General features: G+C 66.0%; 22 protein-coding genes and 2 riboswitches. Of the genes, 3 read left to right on the forward strand and 19 right to left on the reverse strand.

All coding sequences use genetic code 11. The features are described 5' to 3' along the window. Positions 1 to 97: 97 nt before the first annotated feature. The gene (locus ACFOMF_RS10570) at positions 98 to 304 is read right to left on the reverse strand and encodes a hypothetical protein (RefSeq protein ID WP_386364557.1); all 207 of its coding nucleotides are present in this window, start codon (positions 302 to 304) and stop codon (positions 98 to 100) included. A 392-nt stretch (positions 305 to 696) separates the two neighbouring features. On the opposite strand from ACFOMF_RS10570, the gene ACFOMF_RS10575 reads away from it, so the two are divergent. Continuing rightward, a complete protein-coding gene (locus ACFOMF_RS10575; protein WP_386364559.1) occupies positions 697 to 1,155 on the forward strand; it encodes an ATPase in 459 nt (152 codons plus the stop codon). 104 nt (positions 1,156 to 1,259) lie between these two features. Here the strand turns inward: ACFOMF_RS10575 and ACFOMF_RS10580 are convergent, their stop codons facing one another. The 17 genes from ACFOMF_RS10580 to ACFOMF_RS10660 form a co-directional block, all read right to left on the reverse strand. Continuing rightward, a complete protein-coding gene (locus tag ACFOMF_RS10580) occupies positions 1,260 to 2,102 on the reverse strand; it encodes an ABC transporter ATP-binding protein (protein ID WP_386364561.1) in 843 nt (280 codons plus the stop codon). Between the two features lie 3 nt (positions 2,103 to 2,105). Further along, positions 2,106 to 2,990, reverse strand: a complete 885-nt coding sequence (locus ACFOMF_RS10585; RefSeq protein ID WP_386364563.1) for an ABC transporter permease — start codon at positions 2,988 to 2,990, stop codon at positions 2,106 to 2,108. Next, entirely contained in the window at positions 2,987 to 3,790 is an 804-nt protein-coding gene (locus ACFOMF_RS10590; protein ID WP_386364565.1) for a hypothetical protein, read from the reverse strand. Before ACFOMF_RS10590 ends, ACFOMF_RS10585 begins: the two co-directional genes overlap by 4 nt. Then, positions 3,787 to 4,563 carry an N-acyl homoserine lactonase family protein gene (locus ACFOMF_RS10595; RefSeq protein WP_386364567.1) on the reverse strand — a complete coding sequence of 259 codons (777 nt, stop codon included), beginning with the start codon at positions 4,561 to 4,563 and terminating at the stop codon, positions 3,787 to 3,789. The genes ACFOMF_RS10590 and ACFOMF_RS10595 overlap by 4 nt, the downstream gene beginning before the upstream one ends. Continuing rightward, positions 4,560 to 5,216 (reverse strand): cysteine hydrolase family protein, encoded by a 657-nt coding sequence (locus ACFOMF_RS10600; RefSeq protein ID WP_386364568.1) that lies wholly within the window; start codon positions 5,214 to 5,216, stop codon positions 4,560 to 4,562. The genes ACFOMF_RS10595 and ACFOMF_RS10600 overlap by 4 nt, the downstream gene beginning before the upstream one ends. After that, positions 5,213 to 5,995 (reverse strand): creatininase, encoded by a 783-nt coding sequence (locus tag ACFOMF_RS10605; RefSeq protein WP_386364570.1) that lies wholly within the window; start codon positions 5,993 to 5,995, stop codon positions 5,213 to 5,215. Before ACFOMF_RS10605 ends, ACFOMF_RS10600 begins: the two co-directional genes overlap by 4 nt. After that, positions 5,992 to 6,873 (reverse strand): DMT family transporter, encoded by an 882-nt coding sequence (locus tag ACFOMF_RS10610; protein WP_386364572.1) that lies wholly within the window; start codon positions 6,871 to 6,873, stop codon positions 5,992 to 5,994. The genes ACFOMF_RS10605 and ACFOMF_RS10610 overlap by 4 nt, the downstream gene beginning before the upstream one ends. Then, the gene (locus ACFOMF_RS10615; RefSeq protein WP_386364574.1) at positions 6,870 to 7,625 is read right to left on the reverse strand and encodes an SDR family NAD(P)-dependent oxidoreductase; all 756 of its coding nucleotides are present in this window, start codon (positions 7,623 to 7,625) and stop codon (positions 6,870 to 6,872) included. Before ACFOMF_RS10615 ends, ACFOMF_RS10610 begins: the two co-directional genes overlap by 4 nt. Then, positions 7,625 to 8,410, reverse strand: coding sequence for an SDR family NAD(P)-dependent oxidoreductase (locus ACFOMF_RS10620; protein ID WP_386364576.1), 786 nt, complete (start codon positions 8,408 to 8,410; stop codon positions 7,625 to 7,627). The genes ACFOMF_RS10615 and ACFOMF_RS10620 overlap by 1 nt, the downstream gene beginning before the upstream one ends. A gap of 2 nt (positions 8,411 to 8,412) precedes the next feature. Beyond that, positions 8,413 to 9,438 (reverse strand): fatty acid desaturase family protein, encoded by a 1,026-nt coding sequence (locus ACFOMF_RS10625; protein WP_386364578.1) that lies wholly within the window; start codon positions 9,436 to 9,438, stop codon positions 8,413 to 8,415. Positions 9,439 to 9,486: 48 nt separating this feature from the next. Beyond that, positions 9,487 to 10,488, reverse strand: a complete 1,002-nt coding sequence (locus ACFOMF_RS10630; RefSeq protein WP_386364580.1) for an ABC transporter substrate-binding protein — start codon at positions 10,486 to 10,488, stop codon at positions 9,487 to 9,489. A 47-nt stretch (positions 10,489 to 10,535) separates the two neighbouring features. Further along, a riboswitch (guanidine-I (ykkC/yxkD leader) is annotated at positions 10,536 to 10,639 on the reverse strand. Between the two features lie 523 nt (positions 10,640 to 11,162). Next, positions 11,163 to 12,968, reverse strand: coding sequence for an allophanate hydrolase (gene atzF / locus ACFOMF_RS10635; RefSeq protein WP_386364582.1), 1,806 nt, complete (start codon positions 12,966 to 12,968; stop codon positions 11,163 to 11,165). A 134-nt stretch (positions 12,969 to 13,102) separates the two neighbouring features. Continuing rightward, positions 13,103 to 16,900 (reverse strand): urea carboxylase, encoded by a 3,798-nt coding sequence (locus ACFOMF_RS10640; protein ID WP_386364584.1) that lies wholly within the window; start codon positions 16,898 to 16,900, stop codon positions 13,103 to 13,105. A gap of 172 nt (positions 16,901 to 17,072) precedes the next feature. Beyond that, positions 17,073 to 17,708: an urea amidolyase associated protein UAAP2 gene (locus tag ACFOMF_RS10645; protein ID WP_386364586.1), complete on the reverse strand. Its 636-nt coding sequence runs from the start codon at positions 17,706 to 17,708 to the stop codon at positions 17,073 to 17,075. Positions 17,709 to 17,848: 140 nt separating this feature from the next. Next, entirely contained in the window at positions 17,849 to 18,580 is a 732-nt protein-coding gene (locus ACFOMF_RS10650) for an urea amidolyase associated protein UAAP1 (protein ID WP_386364588.1), read from the reverse strand. Further along, positions 18,580 to 19,410, reverse strand: coding sequence for an ABC transporter ATP-binding protein (locus tag ACFOMF_RS10655; protein WP_386364590.1), 831 nt, complete (start codon positions 19,408 to 19,410; stop codon positions 18,580 to 18,582). Before ACFOMF_RS10655 ends, ACFOMF_RS10650 begins: the two co-directional genes overlap by 1 nt. Next, positions 19,407 to 20,222, reverse strand: a complete 816-nt coding sequence (locus ACFOMF_RS10660) for an ABC transporter permease (RefSeq protein ID WP_386364592.1) — start codon at positions 20,220 to 20,222, stop codon at positions 19,407 to 19,409. The genes ACFOMF_RS10655 and ACFOMF_RS10660 overlap by 4 nt, the downstream gene beginning before the upstream one ends. Positions 20,223 to 20,388: 166 nt before the next feature. Then, a riboswitch (guanidine-I (ykkC/yxkD leader) is annotated at positions 20,389 to 20,489 on the reverse strand. A gap of 267 nt (positions 20,490 to 20,756) precedes the next feature. Between ACFOMF_RS10660 and ACFOMF_RS10665 the strand changes: the two genes are divergently transcribed. Beyond that, positions 20,757 to 21,512 carry an SDR family NAD(P)-dependent oxidoreductase gene (locus ACFOMF_RS10665; RefSeq protein ID WP_386364593.1) on the forward strand — a complete coding sequence of 252 codons (756 nt, stop codon included), beginning with the start codon at positions 20,757 to 20,759 and terminating at the stop codon, positions 21,510 to 21,512. Positions 21,513 to 21,653: 141 nt separating this feature from the next. Then, a complete protein-coding gene (locus ACFOMF_RS10670) occupies positions 21,654 to 21,797 on the forward strand; it encodes a hypothetical protein (RefSeq protein ID WP_386364595.1) in 144 nt (47 codons plus the stop codon). Between the two features lie 226 nt (positions 21,798 to 22,023). On the opposite strand, the gene ACFOMF_RS10675 is transcribed toward ACFOMF_RS10670, so the two are convergent. After that, complete coding sequence (locus ACFOMF_RS10675; RefSeq protein ID WP_386364596.1) at positions 22,024 to 24,792, reverse strand: putative bifunctional diguanylate cyclase/phosphodiesterase; 2,769 nt, start codon at positions 24,790 to 24,792, stop codon at positions 22,024 to 22,026. Between the last annotated feature and the right edge of the window lie 38 nt (positions 24,793 to 24,830).

Genomic DNA, 24,830 nt, shown 5'->3' on the forward strand with positions numbered 1-24,830 from the left:
AATGCCGCCTGCGCATGCCGTTGGAGCGCTGGCGTGCGGCGGGTGAAAAGGGGTGGGCGGCGTGGAACAAGCGCCGCCGCCAGACGGCGCTTGCCTTCTATTGCTTGGCCAGCGCCTCCTGAATCTGGTCGGCGTACTTCGATAGTTGCTCGAATTCGTATTCGAGGCTGACCTCCCCAGAGGGTCCGGCTGCGCGCGCCGCAATCACTTCGAGCGCTGCCGCCACTGCATAAGCGCGTCGGCCCTTCGCTTCATCCGAGGAGTACTCCGACGCGCTTACCACGAGCTTGCCTACTTCATTCATGTTTCGATCCTCCACTGAAAGTCTCGGTAATGCCCACTGGCATAGAAGAAGACAACGCCAAGGGCAATGCGAGCCTGACTCGCGTTCACGAACCTGGCTGGGGCGCCGGTTCGTTCGCTAGCAAGCTCGCTCCTACAGGAAAGCTGTCAGCCCCAAAGTGTCCGTCGGCCGGTGCGAGCGCCGGGACGGCTCCGGCGAGCAGTCTGGCGTAGGTCGCCGCGGTCCAGAGGCACTGCCCAAGAAGCTGGAAACCCGCTGTTGCCATTCGCGCTGCCAGCACGGGGGAGGGCCGACTACGATAGAGGGTACTCTTTCATCTCGGTTCGCGGCCCCTGGTCGCCGACATCACAGGCGGTTCGCCAGCCGCCCCGAGTAGAGCGGAGAACTCCTGCATGAAGATCGAACGATTCGAGGATCTGATCGACTGGACGCGTCATACCCACGGTCGCCTTTCGACCTGTCTGAGCCGCGCGGCCGGCAAGCACGAGCAGCTGCGCGCGCAATGGTTGCTCACCTACCTGGCCGATCACGAGAAAGCGCTGGCGCGCACCATCGGTCGCATGGAGCAGCATGCCAAGCCGCATGTCCTGCGCACCTGCATCTATGACTACCTGATCCGCGAGCCCATCCTGTTCAGCGGCCCCAGCGCCAAGGCCTACGACAGCATGAGCGTGGACGACATCTCCCGCGAAGTCTTCGACATCCACAATCAGGTGATCGAGCTGTACCGCTCGCTGGCCCGCCGCGCGGAGATCGAGGGCGCCCGTGTCCTGGCTGACGATCTGCTGAAACTCGAAGAACACGAAACCATGCGCCTGGCGACGCAGGTGGGGCGAATCAACGAGATCTGAGGGCGCAAGCCGCGAGTCGTAAGCGGGGAGCGGGTCCTGACCACGATATGGTTGCCCGCCCGCCCCGATGTCGCGGATGGTCCAGGCTTGCAGCTTGCAGTCCCTTACCCCTCCGCCATCGCCGTCAGCTTTGCCAGCTGGTCGAGATCGGTCTGCATGCCCGAGGTTTCACGAATGCGGGCGAGGATCTGCCGTTTCAGTTCGGTGAATTCAGGCGAGAGCTTCATGTCCTGATTGCGCTGCGCCGGCAGCGGCACCTCGTAGATCGAGTCGATGCGTCCGGGGCGCGGCGCCATGAGCACGATGCGGGTACCCAGGTAGATGGCTTCCTCGACGTCATGGGTGACGAAGAGGATGGTGCTCTTTTCCAGCTTGTGCACATGGCGGATGAGGTCGTGCATCACTTCGCGGGTCTGGGCGTCGAGGGCGCCAAAGGGCTCATCCATCAGTAGCGTCGCGGGCTTTGGCATGAGCGCCCGGGCGATGGCCACGCGCTGCTGCATGCCGCCGGAGAGCTGGCTCGGGTAGGCGTCGGCAAAGGGCGTCAGGCCCATCAGGTTGAGCAGGGCGTCGGCGCGGCCGCGAGCGTTCTCCATGTCGCCGGGGCCGCGCACCGTGTCGCTGATGACCTTCAGCTGGCGGCAGAACTTGATGTTCTTCATCACCGAAAGCCAGGGATAGAGGCTGTAGTGCTGGAACACCATGGCGCGGTCGACGCCGGGACCGTCGATGGGTTTGCCGTCGAGCAGGATCTCGCCGTGGGAGAGTGTTTCCAGCCCTGCGATGATGCGCAGCAGCGTCGACTTGCCGCAGCCCGAGGCGCCGACAAAGGTGACGAACTCGTTGGGCTGGATGTCCAGGTCGATCTGGCGCAGGGCCTCGACCTCGCGCTTGTCGCCGACAAAGGTCTTGCCGACCTGGCGAATCTGGATCTTGGGAGCGGTCATGGCTTACTTCCTCTGCCAGGGAAAGGCGCGGCGGGAGATCCAGCGGAAGGCCTGGTCGGTGAGCAGGCCGATCAGGCCGATCAGCAGGATGCCGGCGAAGATCTTGTCGGTGTGCATGTAACGCTGGGCGCGCAGGATGGCGTAGCCGATGCCGGAATTGGATGCCACCAGTTCGGCCACCACCAGATAGGTCCAGGCCCAGCCGCAGGTGATGCGCAGGGTGTCGAGCAACGCCGGCTTGGACGACGGCAGGATCACCAGGCGGATGATCTCGGCCCGGCTGGCGCCCATGGTCTGGGCCGCCTCGATCTGTGCCATGGGGACCCGGCGGACGTCTTCGGCCACCATCAGCAGCATCTGGAAGAAGGTACCGATAAAGATGATGAGGATCTTGGCACCCTCACCGATGCCCACCCAGAGCATCACCAACGGGATGAAGGCGACCGCGGGCATGTAGCGGATGAAGTCGGCGAGCGGTTCCAGGGCCGCCTGCACCGGGCGGTAGGTGCCGATGTAGAGGCCCAGCGGCAGGGCGATCAACGCCGAGGCGGTAAAGCCAGCCATGACCCGCCAGACGCTGATGCCGATATCGCCCAGAAGGTTCTCGGCGGTCCACCAGCGCACCAGGCGCTCCATGACCGCGCCCGGGCTGGGCATGAACAGCGGGTCGGCGAGGCCCAGCGCGGTATAGGCCCACCAGAGCACGAAGGGTGTGAGCAGGCCGGTCGCCGCCAGCAGCCAGAGCGTGGCTTGCGGCAGTTCACCGCGAATCACCCAGAAGCGCGGCCGGCGTCGCGGAGGCTGCTGTGGCGCAGGGGACGGCGCAGGGGCCGCGGCGGGCGAAGCGGCGCTTTCGGCGCGGCGGACAAGGGCAGCCTGTAGGGTCATGGAGGTGTCTCCTGCGGAGCGATGAAGTCGGGAGTGGGTACGCAGACCCAGCCACCGGCAGGCGGGTAACTGCCGAGACGGGCAATGGGTTCGGCGCCGATGGTCTCTGCGCTGTCGGCGCGGCAGTTGGCTGGCAGCAGCGCCTGGCCGGCACGTCCGGGCAGGCTCGAATGGGTGATCTGCCAAGGCTCCCCGGCGCCGGCGATTCGGCCGAAGGACAGCTCGAAGGCCATCAGTGCCAGCTGCCGGGCCGGGCTGGCGGCGGCGATGTGTTCGCGCAACTGACCGCCACGGCGCAGGCCCACCGGGCGTCCGGCAGCGAACAGAAAGCAGTCGCCAGCCACCAGCAGGCAGGCGTTGCGGGCGCTCTCGTCGGCCGGGCGCAGCCACTGGCCCCAATTGATGCCCAGCGAATGGGGCAGGCGTTCCCAGGTCTCCTGGTAGCTGCCATCGAGGGCGGTCTCGATCAGCCGGTCGGCCCCGTCGAAGCGCATTTCGCCGATGTCGGCGGTGCCGCCGACGGGTTGGTAGTCGATCAGCCGGTGCCAGTAGCAGAGATCGTCCTCCACCTGGGTCAGGCCGGCGAAACCGGACTGCTCGGAAAGCAACAGCATCTGCTCGCTGCTGCACTCTTCGAGTGAGGCGACCTCGGGATAGGCCAGCGCCGGCAGCCGCAGGTCGCCGTGGAGCAGCGGCGTCTGCAGCCAGAACACTGTGCTGCGGTCGTCGCGGGCGCCCTTGGCGGTGGTCAGCAGGCGACGTTGCCAGACGCCCAGATAGCTGATCGGAACTGAGTTCATGCGTGATACTCCGGGAAACCTTTGAGGGTCTCCCAGAATGCCATGTCGTGATTGGGCCAGACCTCGCCGCCGGTCTCCCCGGCGAGACGCTTGAGCTTGCGGATACTCTCCAGCGCCAGATCCTCGCGGTCGCGCCAGCAGGTGCCGGGGGCGATCTCGTCGGTGAGGTTTTCGCTCAGGTCCGCCGCGTCGCCGGCAAGGATCACCGGCCGGCCCTCGGGAAGCTCGATCAGCAGCGACATGTGCCCGGCGGTGTGGCCGGGCGTGTTGATCGCGCGCAGACCAGGGAGCAGGTCGTATTCCTCGCGCTGGGGTTTCCAGCGGTAGTCTCCGCCGAAGTCGTCGGCGAAATAGGCCTCGTCGGCCGGCTCGCGGGCAGCCGCCAATTCGTCGACATGTACATGCACCTCGGCGCCGCAAACCTCGCAGAGCCCGCCGGCGTGGTCGAAATGCAGATGGCTGAGAAACACCAGGTCGATGTCCGCCGGGGTCAGCCCGAGGCGGGCGAAATGGGCCGGCAGGCGCTGCTCTTCGAGCATGGTCGGCGCTGGAAACAGGCCCTCGTCGTACCACTGCCGGCGGGCCTCGGGTTCGGCGATCTTGCGGTAGTCACAGCCCACATCGAACAACACCCGGCCCTGCCGGGTCTCGATCAGGTAGGCGAGGATGGGCGCGTCGATCAGGGTGCCGCGGCCACGGTTGCGGGTGGAGATGGACTTGTCGTAGCGATGGGTCGCCGTGAGCAGCGGCCAGAGTTTCAGCACTTGAGTCATGCCTGCTTCTCCAGATCGAGCATCTGGTCGAGCAGCGCCTGGCTGGTGCAGATCTCGCCGAAGATGCCGCCTTCCACCCTGATCATCGCCAGCGCAGCCTGGTGCAGGGCCGGGGCGCCAGAGGCGCAGGCGTCGCCCACCGTCAGGCAGTCGTAGCCCAGGTCCACGGCCTGACGCAGGGTCGAGGACACGCAGACCTCGGTGGTCACCCCAGTGAGGATCAGTTGGCAGATACCACGCTGGCGCAGCAGCAAATCGAGATCGGTATGGGCGAAGGCACTGTAGCCCGGCTTGTCGATCACCGGCTCGCCGGCCAGCGGCTGCAGCTCGTCGATGATGTCGTGGCCGTGCTCGCCGCGCACCAGCAGGCGGCCCAGCGGGCCCTGGCTGCCGATGGTGGCACCGGCCGCTTCGGCACGGCGGCGCTTGGCCTCGGGCAGGTCGGACAGGTCCGGGCGGTGCCCTTCGCGGGTGTGGATGACAAGCATCCCCAGCGCCCGGGCCTGATCCAGCAGCGTCCGGATCGGCTCGATGGGCGCGCGCAGGCAGGCGATGTCCAACCCGGCCTGGTCGGCATAGCCGCCGGGCGCGCAGAAGTCGCGCTGCATGTCGATCACCAGCAGCGCGCAGCGGCGCGGGTCGAGGCTGATCACGCCCGATGCTCCATGGCGAATTCCGCGCGCACCGCCCGGGCGATGCCGCCGGCGATGTCTTCGGCCAGGCGCGCGCCCTTCTCGGCGGACGACCCCCTGGCCGAGGAGAGCACGCCGGAGGGCGGCACCCACTCGGTGCGTGGCGGGTACATGTCGTAGGGCGGAAAATCGGCCGGTCCGTCGTCCGGGATCTTGTCCAGCGACACCAGCTCCGGCAGGTAATGCAGCATCAGCGAGGTCTCGATCACCGCGGCGTGCTCCAGGGCAAAGCCCGGGAAGCCGCCGGGGAAGACATCGGCCAGGGTCTCTTCACGACAGAAATCCCAGTGCTCCAGACGCATCACTTCGAGTCCCGACTTCGCCCCGCCCAGTTCGCGCATGGCCAGCTCGATGCCTTCGGTGACGAACCACTGGTTCTCGTAATGGCCCACCACCAGCACCAGCCGCTTCACACCGTGACGATGAAACTCGCGCACGGCGTCGCGGACCATGGCCGAGAGGGTCGCGCCGTCGACGCTGGTGGTGCCGCAGAAATGCTGGCCGCCGCCGCACTTGGGCTGCGACTTGTAGCCATAGGCCAGCGCCGGGGCCACCAGGCCACCGATCCGCGCGGCGACATCGGCGCTGATGGCGCTGGCGAGCAGATGATCGGTGCCCAGCGGCAGGTGCGGGCCGTGCTGTTCGGTGGCGCCGCAGGGCAGGAACACCACCGCACCTTCGGCGACTCGCCTTTCGTACTCGATCCAGCTCAGGCGATCCATGTGAACGGTGGCGGTCATGCGAGGGGACTCCGTGCGGGGGAAAGAGAGACCTGGCGTTCCGGCCAGGCGGCAATGAGCGCGGCGCCGGTGATCAGCGCGGCGCCCAGCCATTCGCGGCTGTGGATCTGCTGATCGCCCAGCCAGGCGGAAGAGAGCACCGCGGCGATCAGCTCGAAGATCACCAGCAGCGCGGCGCGGCCGGCTTCGAGATGGGTCAGTCCGTACTGGACGGCGGTCATCGCCACCAGCCAGCCCAGCGCCAGCAGGCCGACCTGCCAGGCAATGGTGGCGGTCACCGGCGGCGGCGTCTGCTGCAGCAGAGAGCAGACCAGCCCGCCGAGCAGCGCGCTGCCGACGAAACTGACCACCGCCTTGCTCGCCAGCGGCACCCGGTCGGCGGCGCGCGTGGCCAGGTTGTTCAGGCTGAAGGCCAGGCCCGCGCTGAGCGCCAGCCAGTCGTTGCCGTCCAGCGGGCGCAGGGCGTCGCTGCTGATGCCGAGGGTCATGCCGATGCCGACCATGGCCAGGGCCAGCGACAGCACGCGCAGACCGCCCATGCGTTCGCCCAGCAGCAACCAGCCACCGAGTACGCTCCATACCGGCGCCAGATAGAACAGCAGCATCACCCGCACCACATGGCCATCGGCCAGGGCGGTGATCAGCGCCGCGGTGGCCCAGCCGCCGCCGAGGCCCATGGCGACCACATGCAGGTATTGCGCACGCCAGTGCTGTCGTTGCGCCCAGAGCACCGGTACGGCGATCAGGCTGAGCAGACTGTAGGTCAGCAGCACCAAAGGCATGCCTTCCAGCCCCTGGTTGGAGAGAAACTGCAGCGGTAGCCAGCCCAGGCCCCAGAGCGTGGCGCCAGACACCAATAACAGTTGCGGCAGCATCATGCGCCCATCCAGGAGCCGCCATTGGGCCCCAGTATCTGGCCGGTGAAATAGCTGGACTGCGGCGAGAGCAGGAAGACGATGGCGGAGGCGACTTCTTCCGGGGTGCCCAGCCGGGCCATGGGAATGTCCAGTTCCTTGGCCATCCATTCCTCGCTCATGTTCTCCGGCGAGACCATGGCGGTGGCGATGGGGCCGGGCGCGACGCCGTTGATGCGGACCTGCGGGGCGAACTCCCGCGCCAGCGAGCGAGTCAGGCCGATCACCCCGGCCTTGGCCGTGCAGTAGGCGGCATAGTCGCCGCGGCCGAGAAAGCCAAGATCCGAGGCGACGTTGACGATGGCGCCGCTGCCCCGCGGTGCCATGTGCATGAGCGCCGCACGGCAGCAGCGATAGACACCGTTGAGGTCGACCCCGAGCACCGCCTCCCAGTCGCTTTCATCGGTGTCGAGGAAGGGCTTTTCGAGAATGATCCCGGCGTTGTTCACCAGAAGATCCAGCGGGCCTGTGGCCAACAGCGTCTCGAACATGGCCGCGACCTGCTGTGGGCTGCGCACGTCGGCCTCGACGGTGGCCGCGCGGCCGCCACTGGCGTCGATCTCGGCGCGCAGCGACTCGGCCTCCAGCGGCTGGCCGAAGTGGTTGATCCAGACCCCGGCGCCAGCGTCGGCCAGGGCCAACGTGGTGGCCCGGCCGATCCCGGTGGCGGCACCGGTGACCAGCGCGGTGAGTCCGGCGAGCGGTCGCGGATTCATCAGTGCATCACCTCGCCATGGCTGACCGAGAGCGCCTGGCCGGTGAGCGGCAGGGACAGAGGCGACCCGAGAAAGAGGAAGGTGCCGGCCAGGTCGGCGGGCGTCATCAGTTCCGGTACGGCCTGGGCGGAGAGTATGCTGGCCAGTTCTTCGTCCTCGCTGCGCCCGCTCTCGGCGGCCATGGCCCGCAGCGAGCGCATGGCCGCCTCGGTTGCGACCCAGCCGGGGCAGACTGCGTTGACCCGGATGCGCCGGGCGCCAAGTTCCAGCGCCAGCGAGCGGGTCAGGCCGACCACCGCGTGCTTGCTGGCGGCATAGGCGGAGAACGCAGGCATACCGACCAGTCCCCACATCGAGGACTGATTGATCACGCTGCTGCCGGCGGTCATGCAGGGCAGCAGGGCGCGGGTCAGGCGCATCATGGTCTCGACATTGTTGGCCAGCAGGCTGCCCCAGCGGGCGTCGGCTTCGGCACCGTCATCGGCCAGCGGGGTGGGGTATTCCACCCCGGCGTTGTTGATCAGCACGTCCACGGTCACTCCGCGTTCGGCCAGCCCGAAGGCGTAGGCCTTCACCGCGGCGAAATCGGACAGATCCAGCGCTGTGGTGCGCAGCGGCACCTCGCCCAGTTCGGCGGCCAGCGAGGCCAGCGCCTCGGCGTTCCGGTCGAGCAGTTCAAGGAAGGCCCCGGCCTCGGCAAACGCCTGGGCCAGGCCCCGGCCGATCCCGCCGGCGGCGCCGGTGAGCACCACGCAGCGGCCGCGATAATCCAGCGCATCCCTCATGGTCACACCGCCGTCAGGAAGGAGACGCCCACGGCGCCATAGAAATGGTCGGGCTGTCCCTGGACCACCACGCCGTAGTCGTCATCCAGCACCCGGCGCAGCCGGTGCTTGTGGAAGCTCGGTAGCAAGGCGCGCATCGGGATCACCTGGGCATAGGCGCTGCCGTAGAGCTTCGCGTGCAGCGCGGGCAGGCGGTACCAGGGTTCGGCGGGTTTCTCGTGATGGACGTTGTGGTAGCTGAAATTCAGCAGCAGCAGATTCAGGGCTGGCCAGCGCAGCGAGACCACGTTGGTGAAAGTGTTCTGCTGCTCGTAGCGGCGATCGCGGAGCTTGTCGTCGGGCACCTTGCCCTCGCCGAGGACGGCAAAGGCGTCATAGGTGTGCTGGTAGGCGTCGGCGAAGCGCAGCACCGTGAGCATGATCATCCAGGCCACGCCGTAGAGCAGCAGCGCCTTGAGCGAGAACCAGCCGAGCAGGGCGAACAGGAAAGCGCGCAGGCCGAACACGGCGGCCACCTGGCCGCGACGGACACGGTGCTTTTCATGGTCGGTGATGAAGGGCATGAGGATCACGTAGAAGTGCATGATCAGCTCCACCGCCGGCACGTAGGCCCATTCCAGCATCAGCACGAGCTTCTGGAACCACACCGGGCGGGCCTTGAGGAAGGCCTTGGAATCGAAGGTGATGACGTCGGCGCGGTCGACGTGGTGGCGCATGTGCTTGTGGCGCAGGTCGGCGAACCGGGCATAGCAGCTGCCGCTCATCCAGCTGCAGACATTGCCGGCCCATTCGTTGTGCCTGGGTTTGCTGAAGATGCTGCCATGGGCGAACTCATGGATGAAGTAGGCGGCCATGATCATGCCGTGGGCCAGGAGCAAGGTGCCCAGGGCGTTGAGCCAGGGGCTGGAGGCGAACAGCAGCGCCAGGCCGCCGAACCAGGCGGTCAGGGTGTAGGCCATGGCCAGGCTGTTGGGCAGCAGGCCATCGGCATAGCGGAACAGGGGTTTCTTTTTGGCAGCGATGGCCATGAACAACCTCCGGTGAGGGCCGGCCTGGAGCCGGCGCCTCCTGGCGTATTACTCGGAAAGGGCGTTGACGAACTGCGCGTCGTAGGTCGCGCCAAAATCGGGAACGCGCGGAATCTCACCGTTATCCAGCAGCAGCTTGGCGATGATCGCGCCGCTGCCGTAGAACGAGTGGGTGTCGGCCGATTCGACGAAGCTCTGGCCCATCTCCGCCAGCGGGATGTTGTAGGCGCCGGCCATCTGCTCTTTCGCTTCCTCGGCGGAAACGCCGAGCACTTCGCCGACGATCTCGGCGGCCTTGTCCGGGTTGTCCTGCATGTACTGCAGGCCGTCCAGGTAGCCCTTCATCATCGCCTTGATGGCTTCAGGTTTCCTCGCGATCACCGCCTCGTCGAACACCAGCACGTCAGTGATCAGGCCGGGGGCGTCGCTGGAGGAGAACACCACCTTGAACTTGTCGCCGCCACCCATGGAAAGGATCTGCGACACGTTGGGCTCGTAGGTCACGCCCACCGGCAGGCCGCCGGACGCCATGGCGCCGGGAATGCCTTCGGGGGTCATGTTGATCTCGGCGATGTCGGACTTGCTCATGCCGTTCTGCTGCAGGGCGTAGGCGAGCAGGAAATCGGATGGCGACAGCGGGTTGTAACCCACTTTCTTGCCCCTGAAGTCCTCGATCGAATTGATCGAGGCGTCCGCGACAATGGCGTCACCGCCGTTGGAGAAGTCGATGGGCATCACCACCCGATGCTTGAGGCCTCGGGCCACCGAGCTCACCACCTGGTCGTAGGTCAGCATGCCACCGTCCACCGAACGGCTGGCCATGGCGGTGGGGATGAGCGCCGGATCGTTGAAGAACTGCAGGTCCAGTTCGAGGCCGTGGGGCTTGAACAGGTCCAGCTTGTCGGCCACGTAGAAGGGTCCATAGCCCGCCCAGACGACGGTGGCGACCCTCATCTTCTCCACCGCCTGGGCGGCAACGGGCGCGAACACGGCGGCAGCGGCGAGGCCGGCGGCCATCAGGGACTTGTTGAAGGAACGGAACAGCGTCATGGCGGTGACTCCTACACGTTGGAATTTCGGGCACGGGATGACATCGCGTCTCCCGGGCTTTTATCCCGCCGTGTAGTTCCTTTCCATGGAACCGGAAAACTCTCGGACCAGCGCCTACTCCATGTAAGCCGGAACCCTAGTTCGCCTCTGGTGTTGCTCCAGTGTGCCAAGCGTCATGAGCGCCTGTAGGCGACTCATCCCGTTTGCTTGAACTGAGCATCAAGCATGCCAAGCAGCCGGTAAAAATAGGATTATTCTTTAAAATCAGTATGTTGTGGAAAAATTTAAAGGTGCGGGACAGTCGCCATCAGGATTTTACCCGCCCCGCTTCAGGCCCAGGCGCCCGCCGCTTGTACCAGGATGGAGCATGCTGCCGCTTGCTGGTGCCTGAACGCGCGGCCTCGTCGGGTTACACCTGCGGCTAACCTGGCTACGAAAGGTATGCCCGGCCCGTCGGATTACGCCTGCGGCTAACCTGGCTACGAAAGGTATGCCCGGCCCGTCGGATTACGCCTGCGGCTAATCCGACCTACGAAAGGGTGCCCGATCCGTAGGTCGGATTAGCGAAGCGTAATCCGACGCCCCCGCACCTCGTAGGTCGGATTAGCGAAGCGTAATCCGACGCCCCCCGCACCTCGTAGGTCGGATTAGCGAAGCGTAATCCGACAGAAGCCTTACCCGTTTCGCTGCTCCAGCCAGGCTTTCCAGCCGCCGAAGCGGGTAATGTCCTCGGCGCCTTCCAGGCCGTAGGCATCGCAAATGAAGCCGGTTTCCCAGCGCCCGTCTGCCAGTTCCACCTTGCCCAGGCCCAAGGGCGCGGGGATGCCGGTGAGGAAGGAGCCCAGTTCACTGCTTGGCAGCTCCCAGACTTCCACGGCGATGGCCGCGCCATCCTCGGCCACACGGACCATGCCCGGGCGCAGCAGCGGGCCGCCGGCCAGTGCATAGAGCTTATAGGCCAGGCTGCTGGTAGTCGCCTCCAGCAGCCGGCCGCCGCGCTGCCTGAGCTGCCAGTTGAGCGGCAGGCCGTCCAGATGCGCGCCGCAGACCACCACGCGAGCCTTGTCGTTGCGCGCGGGGTTTTTCGGCGCCGGGGTGTTGATCGCATTGCCGCCGACGAGGGGAAGCTGGGTCTGGCGCTGCAGGGCATCGGCCAGGCTCAACAGGTATTGGTCGGTGAACACCCGGCCGAACAGGGTCACGCCCCAGGGCAGGCCGTTGCCCATGACGCCGGCCGGCAACGCCACCGCAGCGTAGTCCAGCATGTTCATGAAGTTGGTGTAGTAGCCGAGATCCGAATTGCGCTTGACCGGTTCGGCATGCAATTCGTCCAGGGTGACCGGGCGCGGGTAGGCGGGGGTCAGAACGCAATCCACCTCGGCCATGATCCGGTCGCAGATGGCCTTGAGCTGCTGCAGGCGGTACTGGGCACGGAACAGCCCGACGGCGGTGGTGCCCGGTGCCTTTTCCAGCACGGCGCGGATTACCGGGAGCACCGCCTCGGGGTTCTGCTCGATCAGCTCGCCGGCGACGCTGTAGCGCTCGGCCACCCATGGGCCCTCATAGAGCAGCCCCGCGGCTTCGAGGAAGGGCGAAAAGTCGATCTCCACCGGCTCGCCACCGACTGCCTTCAGCTGTTCGACCGTGGCGGCGAACAGCTCGGGGCTTTCCGGGCAGCCGAGGAACTCCAAGCCCTTCGGCACGCCGAAGCGGAAGGATTTCACCTGACCAAAGGCCGAGCCGTCGTTCCACAGCGGATTGGCGCGGCTGTACTCGTCCCTGGGGTCGAGTCTTGCCGTCAGCGCCAGCAACTGGCTCGCCTCGGCGGCGGTGGCGGTGAAATAAGTGATGCAGTCCAGGGTGCGACAGGCGGGAACCAGGCCGGCGGTGGAAATCAGTCCCTTGCTGGCTTTGAGCCCCACCAGGTTGTTCAGCGCGGCCGGTACGCGGCCGGAACCGGCAGTGTCGGTGCCCAGGGCGAAGCTGCACAGCCCCAGCGCCACGGCCAGCGAGGAACCGGCGCTGGAACCGCCGGAGGGGTAGTCTGGATGCACGCTGTTGCGGCACTCGCCATAGGGTGAGCGGGTGCCGTTGAGGCCGGTGGCGAACTGGTCCAGGTTGGCCTTGCCCAGAGGCACCGCGCCCAGGGCGATCAGTTGCTCGACGAGGGTGGCACTGGTGTCCGGGGTGTAGGCGAAGGCCGGGCAGGCGGCCGTGGTCGGGATGCCGGCGAGGTCGATGTTGTCCTTGATGGCGAAGGGGATGCCGTAGAGCGGCAGCTCATTTGCGGATTTGCCATCGAGTACGGCGAGGTACGGCTCGAGCTCGGCGGCGCTTAGCAGATGGATGAAGGCGTTGAACTCGCCGTTGAGTTCGGAGGCCTTTTCACGCAGGTCGAGAATCAGCCGGCGCGGGGTGGTGGTGCCTTCACCATAGGCGGCGCGCAGGGTGTCGAGGCGCAAGTCGAAAGTCGTGGTCATGGCGTGTCCTTGGTCTCTGGCCGGGCGTTCGGTCGCCCCGGCGTCGTAGGGTGGAAAACGGCGGAGCCTTTTCCACCGTAAGTGTTCGGACCGGCCCGGTGGGCCGGTTGGTGGATCGGTGAGGCGTGATCACCCTACGCTTCCTCGATCACCACCACGCGCTGGCCGGCGCGCACGGGCGAGCCGGGTTGCACGCGGACTTCCTTCACCACGCCGCCGACTGGCGCGGTCAAGGGGATTTCCATCTTCATGCTTTCGAGAATGACCAGTACGTCGCCGGCGCTGACCGTCTCGCCTTCGCTCACCGATACCTGCCAGAGATTGCCGGCGATATGGCTTTCGATGCCGTGCTGGCCATGCCCGAGCGGGGCGTCCTCGCCGAGATCGACGGTAACTTCCTCGCTCTCGAAATGCGCCTGGCCGGATTCGATCCAGCGCTGGCGCTCGGCGTCGAAGGCCGCGCGCTGCTGGATGCGGAAGGCGTCGATGCCTTCGGCCTCGCTGGCCAGGAAGTCCTGATAGTCGGAAAGGCGCAGCTCGGTCTCTTCGATGCGCAGGGGATAACGCCCCAGCGGGAAGTCGCGGCGGATTTTCATCAATTCATCCGCCGAGACCGGGTAGAAGCGGATCTGGTCGAAGAAGCGCAGCAGCCAGGGCTGCCCGCCGAACGCGTCGACCGCGCGGTAGCGGTTCCACATCTGCAGGGTGCGGCCGACGAACTGGTAGCCGCCCGGGCCTTCCATGCCGTAGACGCACATGTAGGCGCCGCCGATGCCGACCGAGTTTTCGGCCGTCCAGGTCCGCGCCGGGTTGTACTTGGTGGTTACCAGACGGTGCCGCGGGTCCAGCGGGGTGGCCACCGGTGCGCCGAGGTAGACGTCGCCCAGGCCCATCACCAGGTAGCTGGCCTCGAACACCGTGCGGTACACGGCGTCGAGGTTTTCCAGATCGTTGATGCGGCGGATGAACTCCAGGTTGCTCGGACACCAGGGGGCATCCTTGCGCACCGTGGTCATGTACTTCTCGATCGCCAGTTGGCAGGCCGGGTCGTCCCAGGACAGCGGCAGGTGGACGATGCGCGAGGGGACCTTGAGGTCCTGCGCGGCGCACACCGCGTCCCAGAGGCCGGCGACGCATTCGAGTAGGGTCGCCAGCGGCAGGGTTTCCGGCTGGTAGTGCACCTGCAGGGAGCGGATGCCGGGTGTCAGATCGATCACCCCTGACTCGAACTGCGCCATGGCTACTGCGCTTGCCGATGCTGCGTCAAAACTCGACTCGGAATGCTCATTTGCCACATGCAAGCTCCGCTTCCTCGCCGAGTTTTTCCTTGCCTCGCCTGCGCTCGCTACGCCCTGACCCAGTCCGAACGCTCTTTCCATAGCCTGCATCAGCGCGTGACCGCGGAAGCGCAGCACCAGGTCCAGTTCCGGCTGGCCGATTTCCAGCAAAAGGTGCGTGTCGCCGGAGAGACGGGCGACCAGACGGGTGTCGTCCTGGCCCAGGTCGAGCACGATAGGGGAGGTGAGAGCTGTAGGAGCGAGCTCGCTCGCGAACGATTCCGCTCCGGGGTTGACCGGTTCGCGAGCAAGGGCTACGGCGCCGCCCTCGCTCCTACGGGCAAACGTGGTGCATTCCTCATCCAGCGCCTTCGCCAGCATCCGCGCAGTCGCCACATCCACCGGCACGAAGCGCACCTTGTCGCCGGCCTTGAGCTGACCCAACTGCCAGAGGTCGGCCTCGATGATGGTCACCGGGCAGACGAAGCCGCCCAGGCTCGGGCCGTCCGGGCCGAGGATCACCGGCATGTCGCCGGTGAAGTCCACCGCGCCGATGGCGTAGGGGTTGTCGTGGATGTTCGAGGGGTGCAGACCGGCCTCGCCGCCGCTCTCCCGGACCCATTCGGGTTTCGGGCCGATCAGCCGCACGCCGGTGCGGCTGGAGTTGAAGTGCACTTCCCAGTCGGTGGCGAAGAAGGTCTCGATATAGCCTTCGGTGAAATATTCCGGCGCGCCGTGGGGGCCGTAGATCACCCGTAGCGTGCGAACCGCGGGCAGTTCACTGCACCGCTCGGCGGGCAGCGAGGCGCCCGTCGAGTCATCGGTCAGCGGGGCCAGGTGCAGCACGTCGCCAGCACGCAGGGCGCGGCCGGCGTGGCCGCCGAACTGGCCGAGGGTGAAGGTGCTCTTGCTGCCAAGGTAATTCGGCACCTGAATGCCGCCACGCACGCAGAGATAGCTGCGCGCACCGGCTCCGAAGAGGGTGCCGATGGTCAGGATGCTGCCGGCCTTGACCAGCAGTGCGGTGCACATTGGCTGTTCGACATCATCCAGCTTCAGCGGAAGCTCGGCACCAGTCACTGCCACCACCGCATCGGTGTTGAAGCGCAGGGTCGGCCCGCTCATGGTGATTTCCAGCCCCGCCGCATCGGCCGGGTTGCCCAGCAGGGCATTGCCCAGGCGCAGGGCGCGGTTGTCCATCGGGCCGGAGGGCGGCACGCCGACCGCCCAGTAGCCCTGGCGGCCGGGGAAGTCTTGCACGGTGGTCTGGGTGCCGGCGCCGATGACCTCGAAAGTGGTCGCCCGATAAATCAGGCCTTCCAGGCAGCGGGTCCAGGGGTTGCCTTCGGCGAAGGGCGCATAGGCGAGGATTTGCCGCAGATAGTCGCGGTTGGTCTCCACGCCGTAGAGCAGCGAATCGCCCAGGGCTTCATCCAGCGCCGTGCGGGCCGCCTCGCGCTCCGGTGCCCAGGTGATGACTTTGGCGATCATCGGGTCGAAATACGGCGGGATCTCGCAGCCCGCTTCCACCCAGGTGTCGATGCGCAGGGCCCGGCCGTCGGCTTCGGGGAAGGCCGCGGCGGTCAAGAGACCCGGGCTTGGCTGGAAGTCGCGACCCGGATCCTCGGCATACAGGCGCGCCTGGATCGCATGGCCGCTGGGCCTCAAACCCTTGGCCAGTTCGGCCAGTGGCGGCAGGTCGCCGGCGGCCAGCTCGATCATCCAGCGCACCAGATCGACGCCCCAGACCTGTTCGGTGACGCCGTGCTCGACCTGCAGGCGGGTATTCACTTCGAGGAAATAGAAATGCTCGGCCTCGGTGTCGTAGACGAACTCCACGGTGCCGGCGCTGCGGTAGCTGACCGCCCTGGCCAGCTTGATCGCCGCCTCGCACAGCGTCTCGGCCATGCCGGCCGGCAGGTTGGGCGCCGGGGTTTCCTCCAGCACCTTCTGGTTGCGCCGCTGCACCGAGCAGTCGCGCACGCCGAGGGCGATCACCCCGCCCTGGCCATCGCCGAACACCTGCACTTCCAGATGGCGCGCCCGTTCGATGTACTTCTCGATGAACACGCCGGCATCGCTGAAGTTGTTCTGCCCCAGCCGCTTGACCGCCTCGAAGGCATCCGACAGTTCCTCGGCCGAGCGGCACACGCGCATGCCGATGCCGCCGCCGCCGGCGGTGCTTTTCAGCATCACGGGATAGCCAACCGCCTCGCCGGCCTTCAGCGCGGCGTCGAGGCTTTCCAGCAGTTCGGTGCCTTCGAGCAGCGGTACGCCGTGCTGTTTGGCCAGGGCACGGGCGGTGTGCTTGAGGCCGAACACTCGCAGCTGTTCCGGCGTCGGGCCGACGAAGGCGATGCCGGAGGCTTCGCAGGCCTCGGCGAACGCGGCGTTCTCCGAGAGAAAGCCGTAGCCGGGGTGGATCGCTTTCGCGCCGGTCTCCCGGGCGATGCCGAGGACCTTTTCCACCACCAAGTAGGTGCTCGACGCCGGACCTTCGCCCAGGCTGTGGGCCTCGTCGGCCTGCTGGATATGCAGGCTGGCGGCGTCGGCCTCGGAATACACGGCCACGCCCCGGCAGTTCAGCGCCTTCAGGGTGCGCAGGATGCGGCAGGCGATGGCGCCGCGGTTGGCGATCAGGAGCTTTTCAAACATTGCGGTACCCTCGAAGGGCTGGGCGGGCCGTCCCGCCTTATATTCGTTCTTCGCCACGGTCGTCCGTGGCTGAGCTCAATGCCGAACTGTAGGAGCGAGCTTGCTCGCGAAGCCTTTTGCTTCGGTGTCGAGCCAGTTCGCGAGCAAGCTCGCTCCTACGGGGTAGTGCGTTCTAGTCCCAGACCAACACTTCCGCCGGCGTCGGATTCCACCCGTTGCACGGGTTGTTCAGCTGCGGGCAGTTGGAGATCAGCACGATCACGTCCATCTCTGCGCGCAATTCCACGTACTTGCCGGGGGCGGAGATGCCATCTTCGAAGGTCAGGCCGCCGTCGACGGTCACCGGCACGTTCATGAAGAAATTGATGTTGGCGCCGATGTCGCGCTTCTCCAAACGGCCGTCGTGCAGGCTGGCACGCAGGAAATTGTCGCGGCAGCTGTGCATGTAACGCTTGTCCATTGCGTAGCGCACCACGTTGCTCTCCTGGGCGCAGGCGCCGCCGAGGGTGTCGTGGCGGCCGCAGGAGTCGGCGGTGATGGTCAAGAGCGGATTGCCGAGGTTGGAATAGAGCACCGTGCCGCTGGTGAGGTAGACCTTGTTCTGCCGACGCAGGGTGCGCTGCGGGTCGTAGCGTTCGCGGGGATTGGTCGCGCTGAAGAACAGGGTGTCCACCGCCTGGTTGCCTTCCAGATCGAGCAGGCGCAGGGTCTGGCCGGCCTTCACTTCGAAGAGATAGGGCTCACCGGCCGGAATCACATGGCGGAAGCTGGCGGTTTCGGGGTGCAGGCTGCTTTCTACGATAGTCATGGTCGGTCTCCTTCAGGCTGCTGCGTCAGCGGTCCGGCAGCGCAGGATGTGCTGCACGCGAATCGCCTGCGATTCGGTGGGAGCCCGTCGCGGACATGCGCCGCGACGGGCGTCGCATGAGCGGTTCAGGGATGAACCGCTCATGCCAGATAAAGCCGTTCGGTGTTGTGGAAGGCGCGGCCGTTTTCCGGGCGCGAGGTGCGGCAGAGCACGCTGATGCCATCGCTCTCCACCTTGTGCCAGCTGAGGTGCACCGGCTTCGGCGCGTAGGCGGGGTTCGGGTCCATCGGGTGCTGCAGGGCGGTGAGAATCACCAGCGTGTCCATCGGCGCATAGAACTCGACGTAATCACCGGCCTTGCTGTTGCCGTTCTGGAAGGCGAAGCCGCCGGCTTCATCCACGGTGACCTTGCTGAACAGGTTGAGCACCATCAGCAGGTCCTGGACGTTCAGGTTCCACTTGCCCATTTCCACCAGCAGGTTGTCCGTGCCGTTGCGGAAGAAGCCGTTGCGCAATTCCCCGTAGCGGCCTTCGCCATACTTCTCTGTGACTTCTTCAGCGTTCAGCACGCCGCCGAAGCTGTCGTGCCAGCCACAGGTGTCGGCTGTGATGGCCGCCAATACCCTGCCCATGTCCGAATACAGGCAGTGGCCGGCGCTGAGTTTCGCGGTGTGCTGGCCCTTGAGTGTGTCTGGCAGGTTCAGCCGTTCGCTTTTTTCATGGGCGTTGAGCAGCATCAGACTGACGTTGGCGCCGCCCTGGAGATCGGTCAGGCGCAGCAGTTGGCCGCGCTTGAGGACAAAGGAAGTATGGCCGCCGCCAGGCACGGTTTCCTCGTAAAGCGTGGGGCGAAGGGCGAGGGAAGCACTCATCAGCGGGCTCCTTGAGCAAGGTTGTTCAGATGGTCGGTCACAGTGGCCGGAAGGCTCTCGACAGCGGCGCGGGCGGCGCGGCGGTCTTCATTCAGGGGAATGTCGTAGGTGATGCGGGCGCCATAGGCGCCGGGCGCATGGGGGTCCATGCGGGGACGGTCGAAGACCATCAGGCGGGTGCCAAGGGTGAAGCCCTCCGAGAGGTCGTGGGTGACCATGAACACCGTCAGCCGGCTCTCGTTCCAGAGGTCGAGAAGGAGTGCGTGCATGTCCTTGCGAATGCCCGGGTCCAGCGCGCCGAAGGGCTCGTCCAGCAGCAGCACCCGCGGCTTCATGATCAGCGCCTGGGCGATGGCCAGGCGCTGTTGCATGCCGCCGGACAACTGCTCGGGGTATTTCTTCAGCGACTGGCCGAGGCCGACCTTTTCCAGCATCGTCGCCGCTTCTTCCCGGGCGCGGCGCTTGGCGCCACCGAGCAGGCGGCCGAGCAACGGGGCTCTGGGCAGTTCCAGGCCGATGGCCACGTTGTCCAGCACCGAGAGATGCGGAAACACCGAGTAGCGCTGGAACACCACGCCGCGGCTGGCGTCCGGCTCGGCCGCAATGGGCGAGCCATCCAGCAGGATCTCGCCGCGGCTGGGGCGTTCCTGGCCCAGCAGCATGCGCAGGAAGGTGGACTTGCCGCAGCCGGAGGCGCCCACCAGGGTGCAGAACTCGCCCTCGGCGATGTTCAGGTCGAGTCGCTCCAGCACGGTCTGGTCGCCATATTCCTGCCAGACATTCTTCACCTGGATGAAGGGCTTGCCTGTGCTCATGGTCTGCTTGCTCATGCCTTGGCTCCTTCGTACCAGGGGAACAGCGCCCGGGTCAGACGGCGCAGGCTGAAGTCCATGGCCCAGGCCAGCAGGGTGATCCAGGCCACGTAGGGCAGGATCACGTCCATCGACATGTAGCGGCGGACCAAGAAGATGCGGTAGCCGAGGCCGTCGGTGGAGGCGATCGCTTCGGCGGCGATCAGAAACAGCCAGGCCGACCCCAGTACCAGGCGCAGGGCGATCAGCAGGCGCGGCATCAGTTGCGGCAACACCACCCGCAGAATCAGCGTCCAGGTGTTGGCGCCCAGGGTCTGCGCCTTGATCAGCAGCTCGGGCGGCAGTTCGCGGGCGCGCTGTTCCAGGTCGCGGGCCAATACCGGGGTGATGCCGATAACGATGAGCATCACCTTGGACAGCTCGCCGAGGCCGAAGACGATGAACAGGATCGGAAGGATCGCCAGCGGCGGCACCATCGACAGCACCGTCAGCAGCGGCGACAGCGAGGCGCTGAACAGCGGCAGGGTGCCGGCCATGATGCCGACGCACAGGCCGATCAGCGCGGCGATGCCCAGGCCCATGCCGAGGCGCTTGAGGCTGGCGGCCGTGTCGTTCCACATCAGGTACTCGCCGGTGCGCCGGTCGGGGGTGAAGGCCATGCGGTCCACCGCCTCGGCCATCTGGCTCACGCTGGGCAACAGCTTGTCGCGGGGGTTCTCCGCCAGGCGTTGAGCCGAGGCGCTGAGGTAGAGAAAGGCCAGCAGGGCGAACGGCAGGATGGCCAGCATCAGCCAGCCCGGGCGGCCGGGACGGCGGTTGATCAGGCGCATGGAATGACCCCCGGTAGGCATCCGATTGCGCTGATGGCAATGGTGCGGCAAGGGAGGTTCGGGCAATGCAATGGCGCTGGGGCCAGGTGGCTGCCGGAACGAGACATGATCAGACCCTCCAGTGATGACAGACAAAGCAGTAGGAGCTGCGCGCACATCTACGCAGATCTCCCGGGCTTTTATCCCGCCGTGTAACCTCACTGGAGGTCGCCAACTCTCGGACCAGTCACTCGCCTCTGGCGAGCCGGAACCCTAGTCGGCCATTTCGGATTCTTGGCTCGTCCATGAGCCGCAGCGTCCTACGCGTTTTCCAATGCAGAGCCCGTGCCAGAACACCCGAGCCTTCTGCGACGACCTTTTGGTGGCAATTGTACACCTGGGGGTGCGCCTGATCGGTGCGGCTAGAATATCGATGCCTCAAAAGGGGGCGAGTTGTGGCGCGCTGGCCTGAAGCAGCGGTTCGCGGCAACATGCGGTCCTACCAAGATCCCCGGCCAGCCTGGCCGGTATATTAGTTCGAGCAGAGAAATCGAAATGACAGACAAGATTGCCTTCATCACTGGCGCGACATCCGGATTCGGCCGCGCCGCTGCCCGCCGCTTCGCCGAGGCGGGCTGGTCGCTGGTCCTGACCGGACGTCGCACCGAGCGGCTCGAGGCGCTTCAGGGTGAGCTCGGGGTTCCTACCCATATCGTGACCCTCGACGTGCGCGACGCCGATGCGGTTAAACAGGCGGTGGCCGAACTACCGGAGCCGTTCCGTGCGGTGACCTGCCTGGTCAACAACGCGGGCCTCGCGCTGGCGCCGGAGAAGGCTCAGGATGTCGATCTGGCTGACTGGCACACCATGATCGACACCAATTGCACCGGCCTGGTGAATGTGACCCACGCGTTGATCAACAGCCTGATCGCCATTGGCCAGGGCGCCAGCATCGTCAACATCGGCTCGGTGGCGGGCTCCTGGCCTTACCCGGGCAGCCATGTCTACGGGGCGACCAAGGCCTTCGTCCGGCAGTTCTCGCTGAGCCTGCGCTGCGATCTGCTGGGCACTGGCGTGCGGGTCACCGACATCGAGCCGGGCATGGCCGAGACCGAATTCACCCTGGTGAGGACCAAGGGCAACCAGGCCGCGTCCGATGCCCTCTATGGCAGCACCACCCCGCTGACCGCCGAAGACATCGCCGAGCAGATCTTCTACGTCGCGACCCTGCCGGCGCACATCAACATCAACCGTCTGGAGATCATGCCGACCCGCCAGGCCTGGGCAGGATTTGCAGTGGACCGGGACTGAGAGGGCTTGCTGATGTGGGCGAGCGGTGGTGGCCACTAGTCCACATTGTTCGCATGGTGATGCGCCTGGTTTGTCGCAAAGCGGGCAATTTCATTGATCTGGATCACTAAAGCCCTGAGTTTCGGGGGCTGTGGCGCTGGCATGGATCCTGATGTTGATCTGCGACAGAACATCAGCTACATCCGCTCTCCGCGGCAGGCATACACGGTAGGTCAGAAGGTCGAGATCGTCGCGGGTCGTCTCCAGAGCGATACGCAGCCGCAACTCACCACCTCGGCTCGCTGAAGCCGTCCGTTGCCCTTTTCGGGGGCTCATCGGCCACTCCAACCTTCTAGCAGCAGAGGCATGGACCCAGGCCGACCAGCCCCCTTTTTACATCTCGACCCAGGCTGCCGTTTCTCTGCTGATCGACCTGTCCGAGCAGCATCCGGATCGTCGGGATTGGCGCAGCCTGAACCGTGCTTTTCCGGGCCGGGCCCCTGAGCCGTGGATACAGGCGCGTCGCGCTCAGTCAGCCCGGTGTAGGGGTTCGGTCCAGGAACCGCTCGGCAAAGGCCTGGGGCGGCAATGGCGGGCTGAGCAGGTAGCCCTGGATCTGGTCGCAGTTGAGTTGTTCGAGCATGGCCTTCTGCTCTTCGCATTCCACCCCTTCGGCAACCACCGTCATGTTCAGCGCATGAGCCATGTCGATCACGCTGCGCACGATCGCCAGGTCTGCGGCATCGGTCATCATCCCTTCGAGAAAGCTCTTGTCCACCTTGACGATGTCGGGCACGAAGGAGCGCAGACTGCCGAGGGTCGCGTAGCCGGTGCCGAAGTCGTCCACCGCGATGCGGACCCCCATGGCCTTGAGCGCATTCACCGTAGCGGTGGCGCCGTTGACCTGATGCATGATCGACTCGGTGAGTTCCAGGGTCAGGCTGTCGGGTTCGATGCCGTGCCTGGTGAGCGACGCCCGTACGTGATCCACCAGCTCCGGCTGCAGCTGCCGGATCGACACGTTGACCGCCACGACAAAGGAGCCCACACCCTGGCGGCGCCAGGTGGCCAGTTGCGCCAATGCCTGGTCGATGCACCACATACCAGCCGGCACGATCAGCCCGCTGTCCTCGAGCAGGTGAACGAAGCGCAACGGCGAGACCAGGCCGTGCTCGGGGTGTTGCCAGCGGATCAGCGCCTCGGCACCACACAGCCGCTGTTCAGCCAGTCCCAGCTTGGGCTGATAGAAGAGCACGAACTCACCCTGCTCCACTGCCCGCTCCAGTTCTCCTTCAAGCTTGAGCGCATCGAGGTTCTGCTGCATCTGATCCGGATGCGAGAACTGGAAGCCGCCGCCGCCGGCATGCTGCAGGGCAAAGGCGGTGGCAATGGCATTCTTTACCAGCACCTCGGCGTTTTCGCCATCACCAGGAAAACGCGCGACGCCGATGCACGCGCTGAGCTTGATCGACTCGCCCTGCAGGCGAAAACGGGCGTTCAGGGACTGCAGCAGTTCTTCGATCAGCGACTGTGCCAGCCCGCGCTCTTCATCACTGCTCAGCAGGACGCCAAACAGCTCGCTGCCTATTCGCGCCAGGTAGCCATGCGGTCCCAGGGCGCTGGTGAAACGCTGGGTGAGCTGTACGATCAAGTCGTCCTTGGCACTGGGGCCCAGGCATTGCTGGATCCAGCGGATCCGCTCGACGGTGATGACCAGTACCAGCAGCTCGTGCTCGTCACGTTTGGCCTGGACGCAGGCCAGTTCCAGGTGACGGGCGAACTGGCGGCGGTTGGGTAGCCCGCTCAAGGGGTCGTAATAGGACAGCGTATGCAGGCGGTCGCGGTAGGACAGCGCCTCGGTGACGTTTTCGGCTATGCCGACGATACGGCCAGACGGCCGTTCGCCGTCTTTCAGGGCAAAGGCGCGGTTGCGTATCCACAGGGTCTCACCCGATGCACCCTGGGAACGGTATTCGATTTCCGCCTGCTCGCAGCCGGAAAGCACCTGCTTGTAAAAGCCCTGAGCAGCCAGGCGGTCATCCGGGTGCACCAACGCCAGCCAGGCGCCCAGCTCCTGGTAGAGGTGCTCAGGCGCCAGTCCCCAGATTTTTTCGAACGCGGGGCTGACATAGGTGAGACGTTGCTCGGCCAGATCGAAAACCCAGAACACGTGCGGCAGCAGTTCGACAATCTCGCGCAGCCTGGCCTCGCTCGCCTGGCTACGCTGCAGCGCGGTGACCTGGTCGCTGATGTCACTGAACGCCAGGCTGACGCCCTCGTGGCGGGGATGGATCGCCACCCGGAACCAGCCGGAGAGGCTGTCCAGGCGTGCCTGGATTCGTCGTGGTTGGCGGTCTTCCAGTACCTGGCGCACGGCTTCGAAACAGGCGCTGCCTATCATGTCGGGACAGAGGTTCCATAGCGACTGCTGGTGCAACTGGGGCTGCCGCTGGCCGAACAGCCTTTCCGCGCAGGCATTCAGTGCCACGATCCGGCCCTGCGGGTCCAGGCTCACCAGGGCCTCGTCCAGGTGGTCGAGCAGCTCCGCCAGTTCGGACAGCGCACCGTCTGCGCGTTCGCCAGGCCCGCTGGTGTCCCGCGAGAGCGCCAGCAGCGATTCGACTCGCTCGCCCGCGCCAAACACCGGAACCAGCAGCACCTCACGGCGTCTCGGTGGCCCGGAGGGTGATCCGCAGTCCCCGCTGAAACGGCTCCATTGGCCGCGCCGGGCCTGGTCCAGGGCGCGCTGCGCGGGTACTGCCGATTCGCCTTGCCAGGTGTCCAGCCAATGACCCGCGATGGCGTCCAGGTCTCGGCCGGCCTCGCAGCTGGCGTGGCGGATGCCGTCCAGCCCGAGATTTTCACTGCGGCTGCCCGGAGCAGCGGTCCAGGCCTTGGCGTGCTGGCGCAGAAGAGAGGCTTCGACTTTCACTTCGCGGAGGCGCTGGCCCAGTCGCAGCATTCCGCCGGTGCCAAAGCCAGCGACCCCGGCTAGAAAGGTCAGCGCCAGGTGTTCAGCCTCGGGGATCGGCAACAGCCCATGCGCCATCACCCAGGGCACGGCCGCCGCGCCAAGGATCAGTCCGCCCAGCAGCATGGGCCAAGCATACTGGCCAGCGGCGAGGGCAAGGGCGAACACCCACAGCGGCAGCAGGGCGGTAGAGGTCCCGCTGGCCAGGCAGAGCAGGGCGCCGACCAGCAGGCAAAGCAGACTCAGCCACGAGCCCTCCACCGGCCGCCGGCGCGGCAGGTGGCGAGCGAGATAGCGGTCCAGAAAGGTGTCGGCTGCAGGCCGGGTCATGCAATCGCTCGTATTCATCGACAACGCTATAAGTGTCG

This window comes from Stutzerimonas tarimensis, assembly GCF_042648805.1.
In the GTDB taxonomy this organism is placed as follows: Bacteria; Pseudomonadota; Gammaproteobacteria; order Pseudomonadales; family Pseudomonadaceae; genus Azomonas; species Azomonas tarimensis.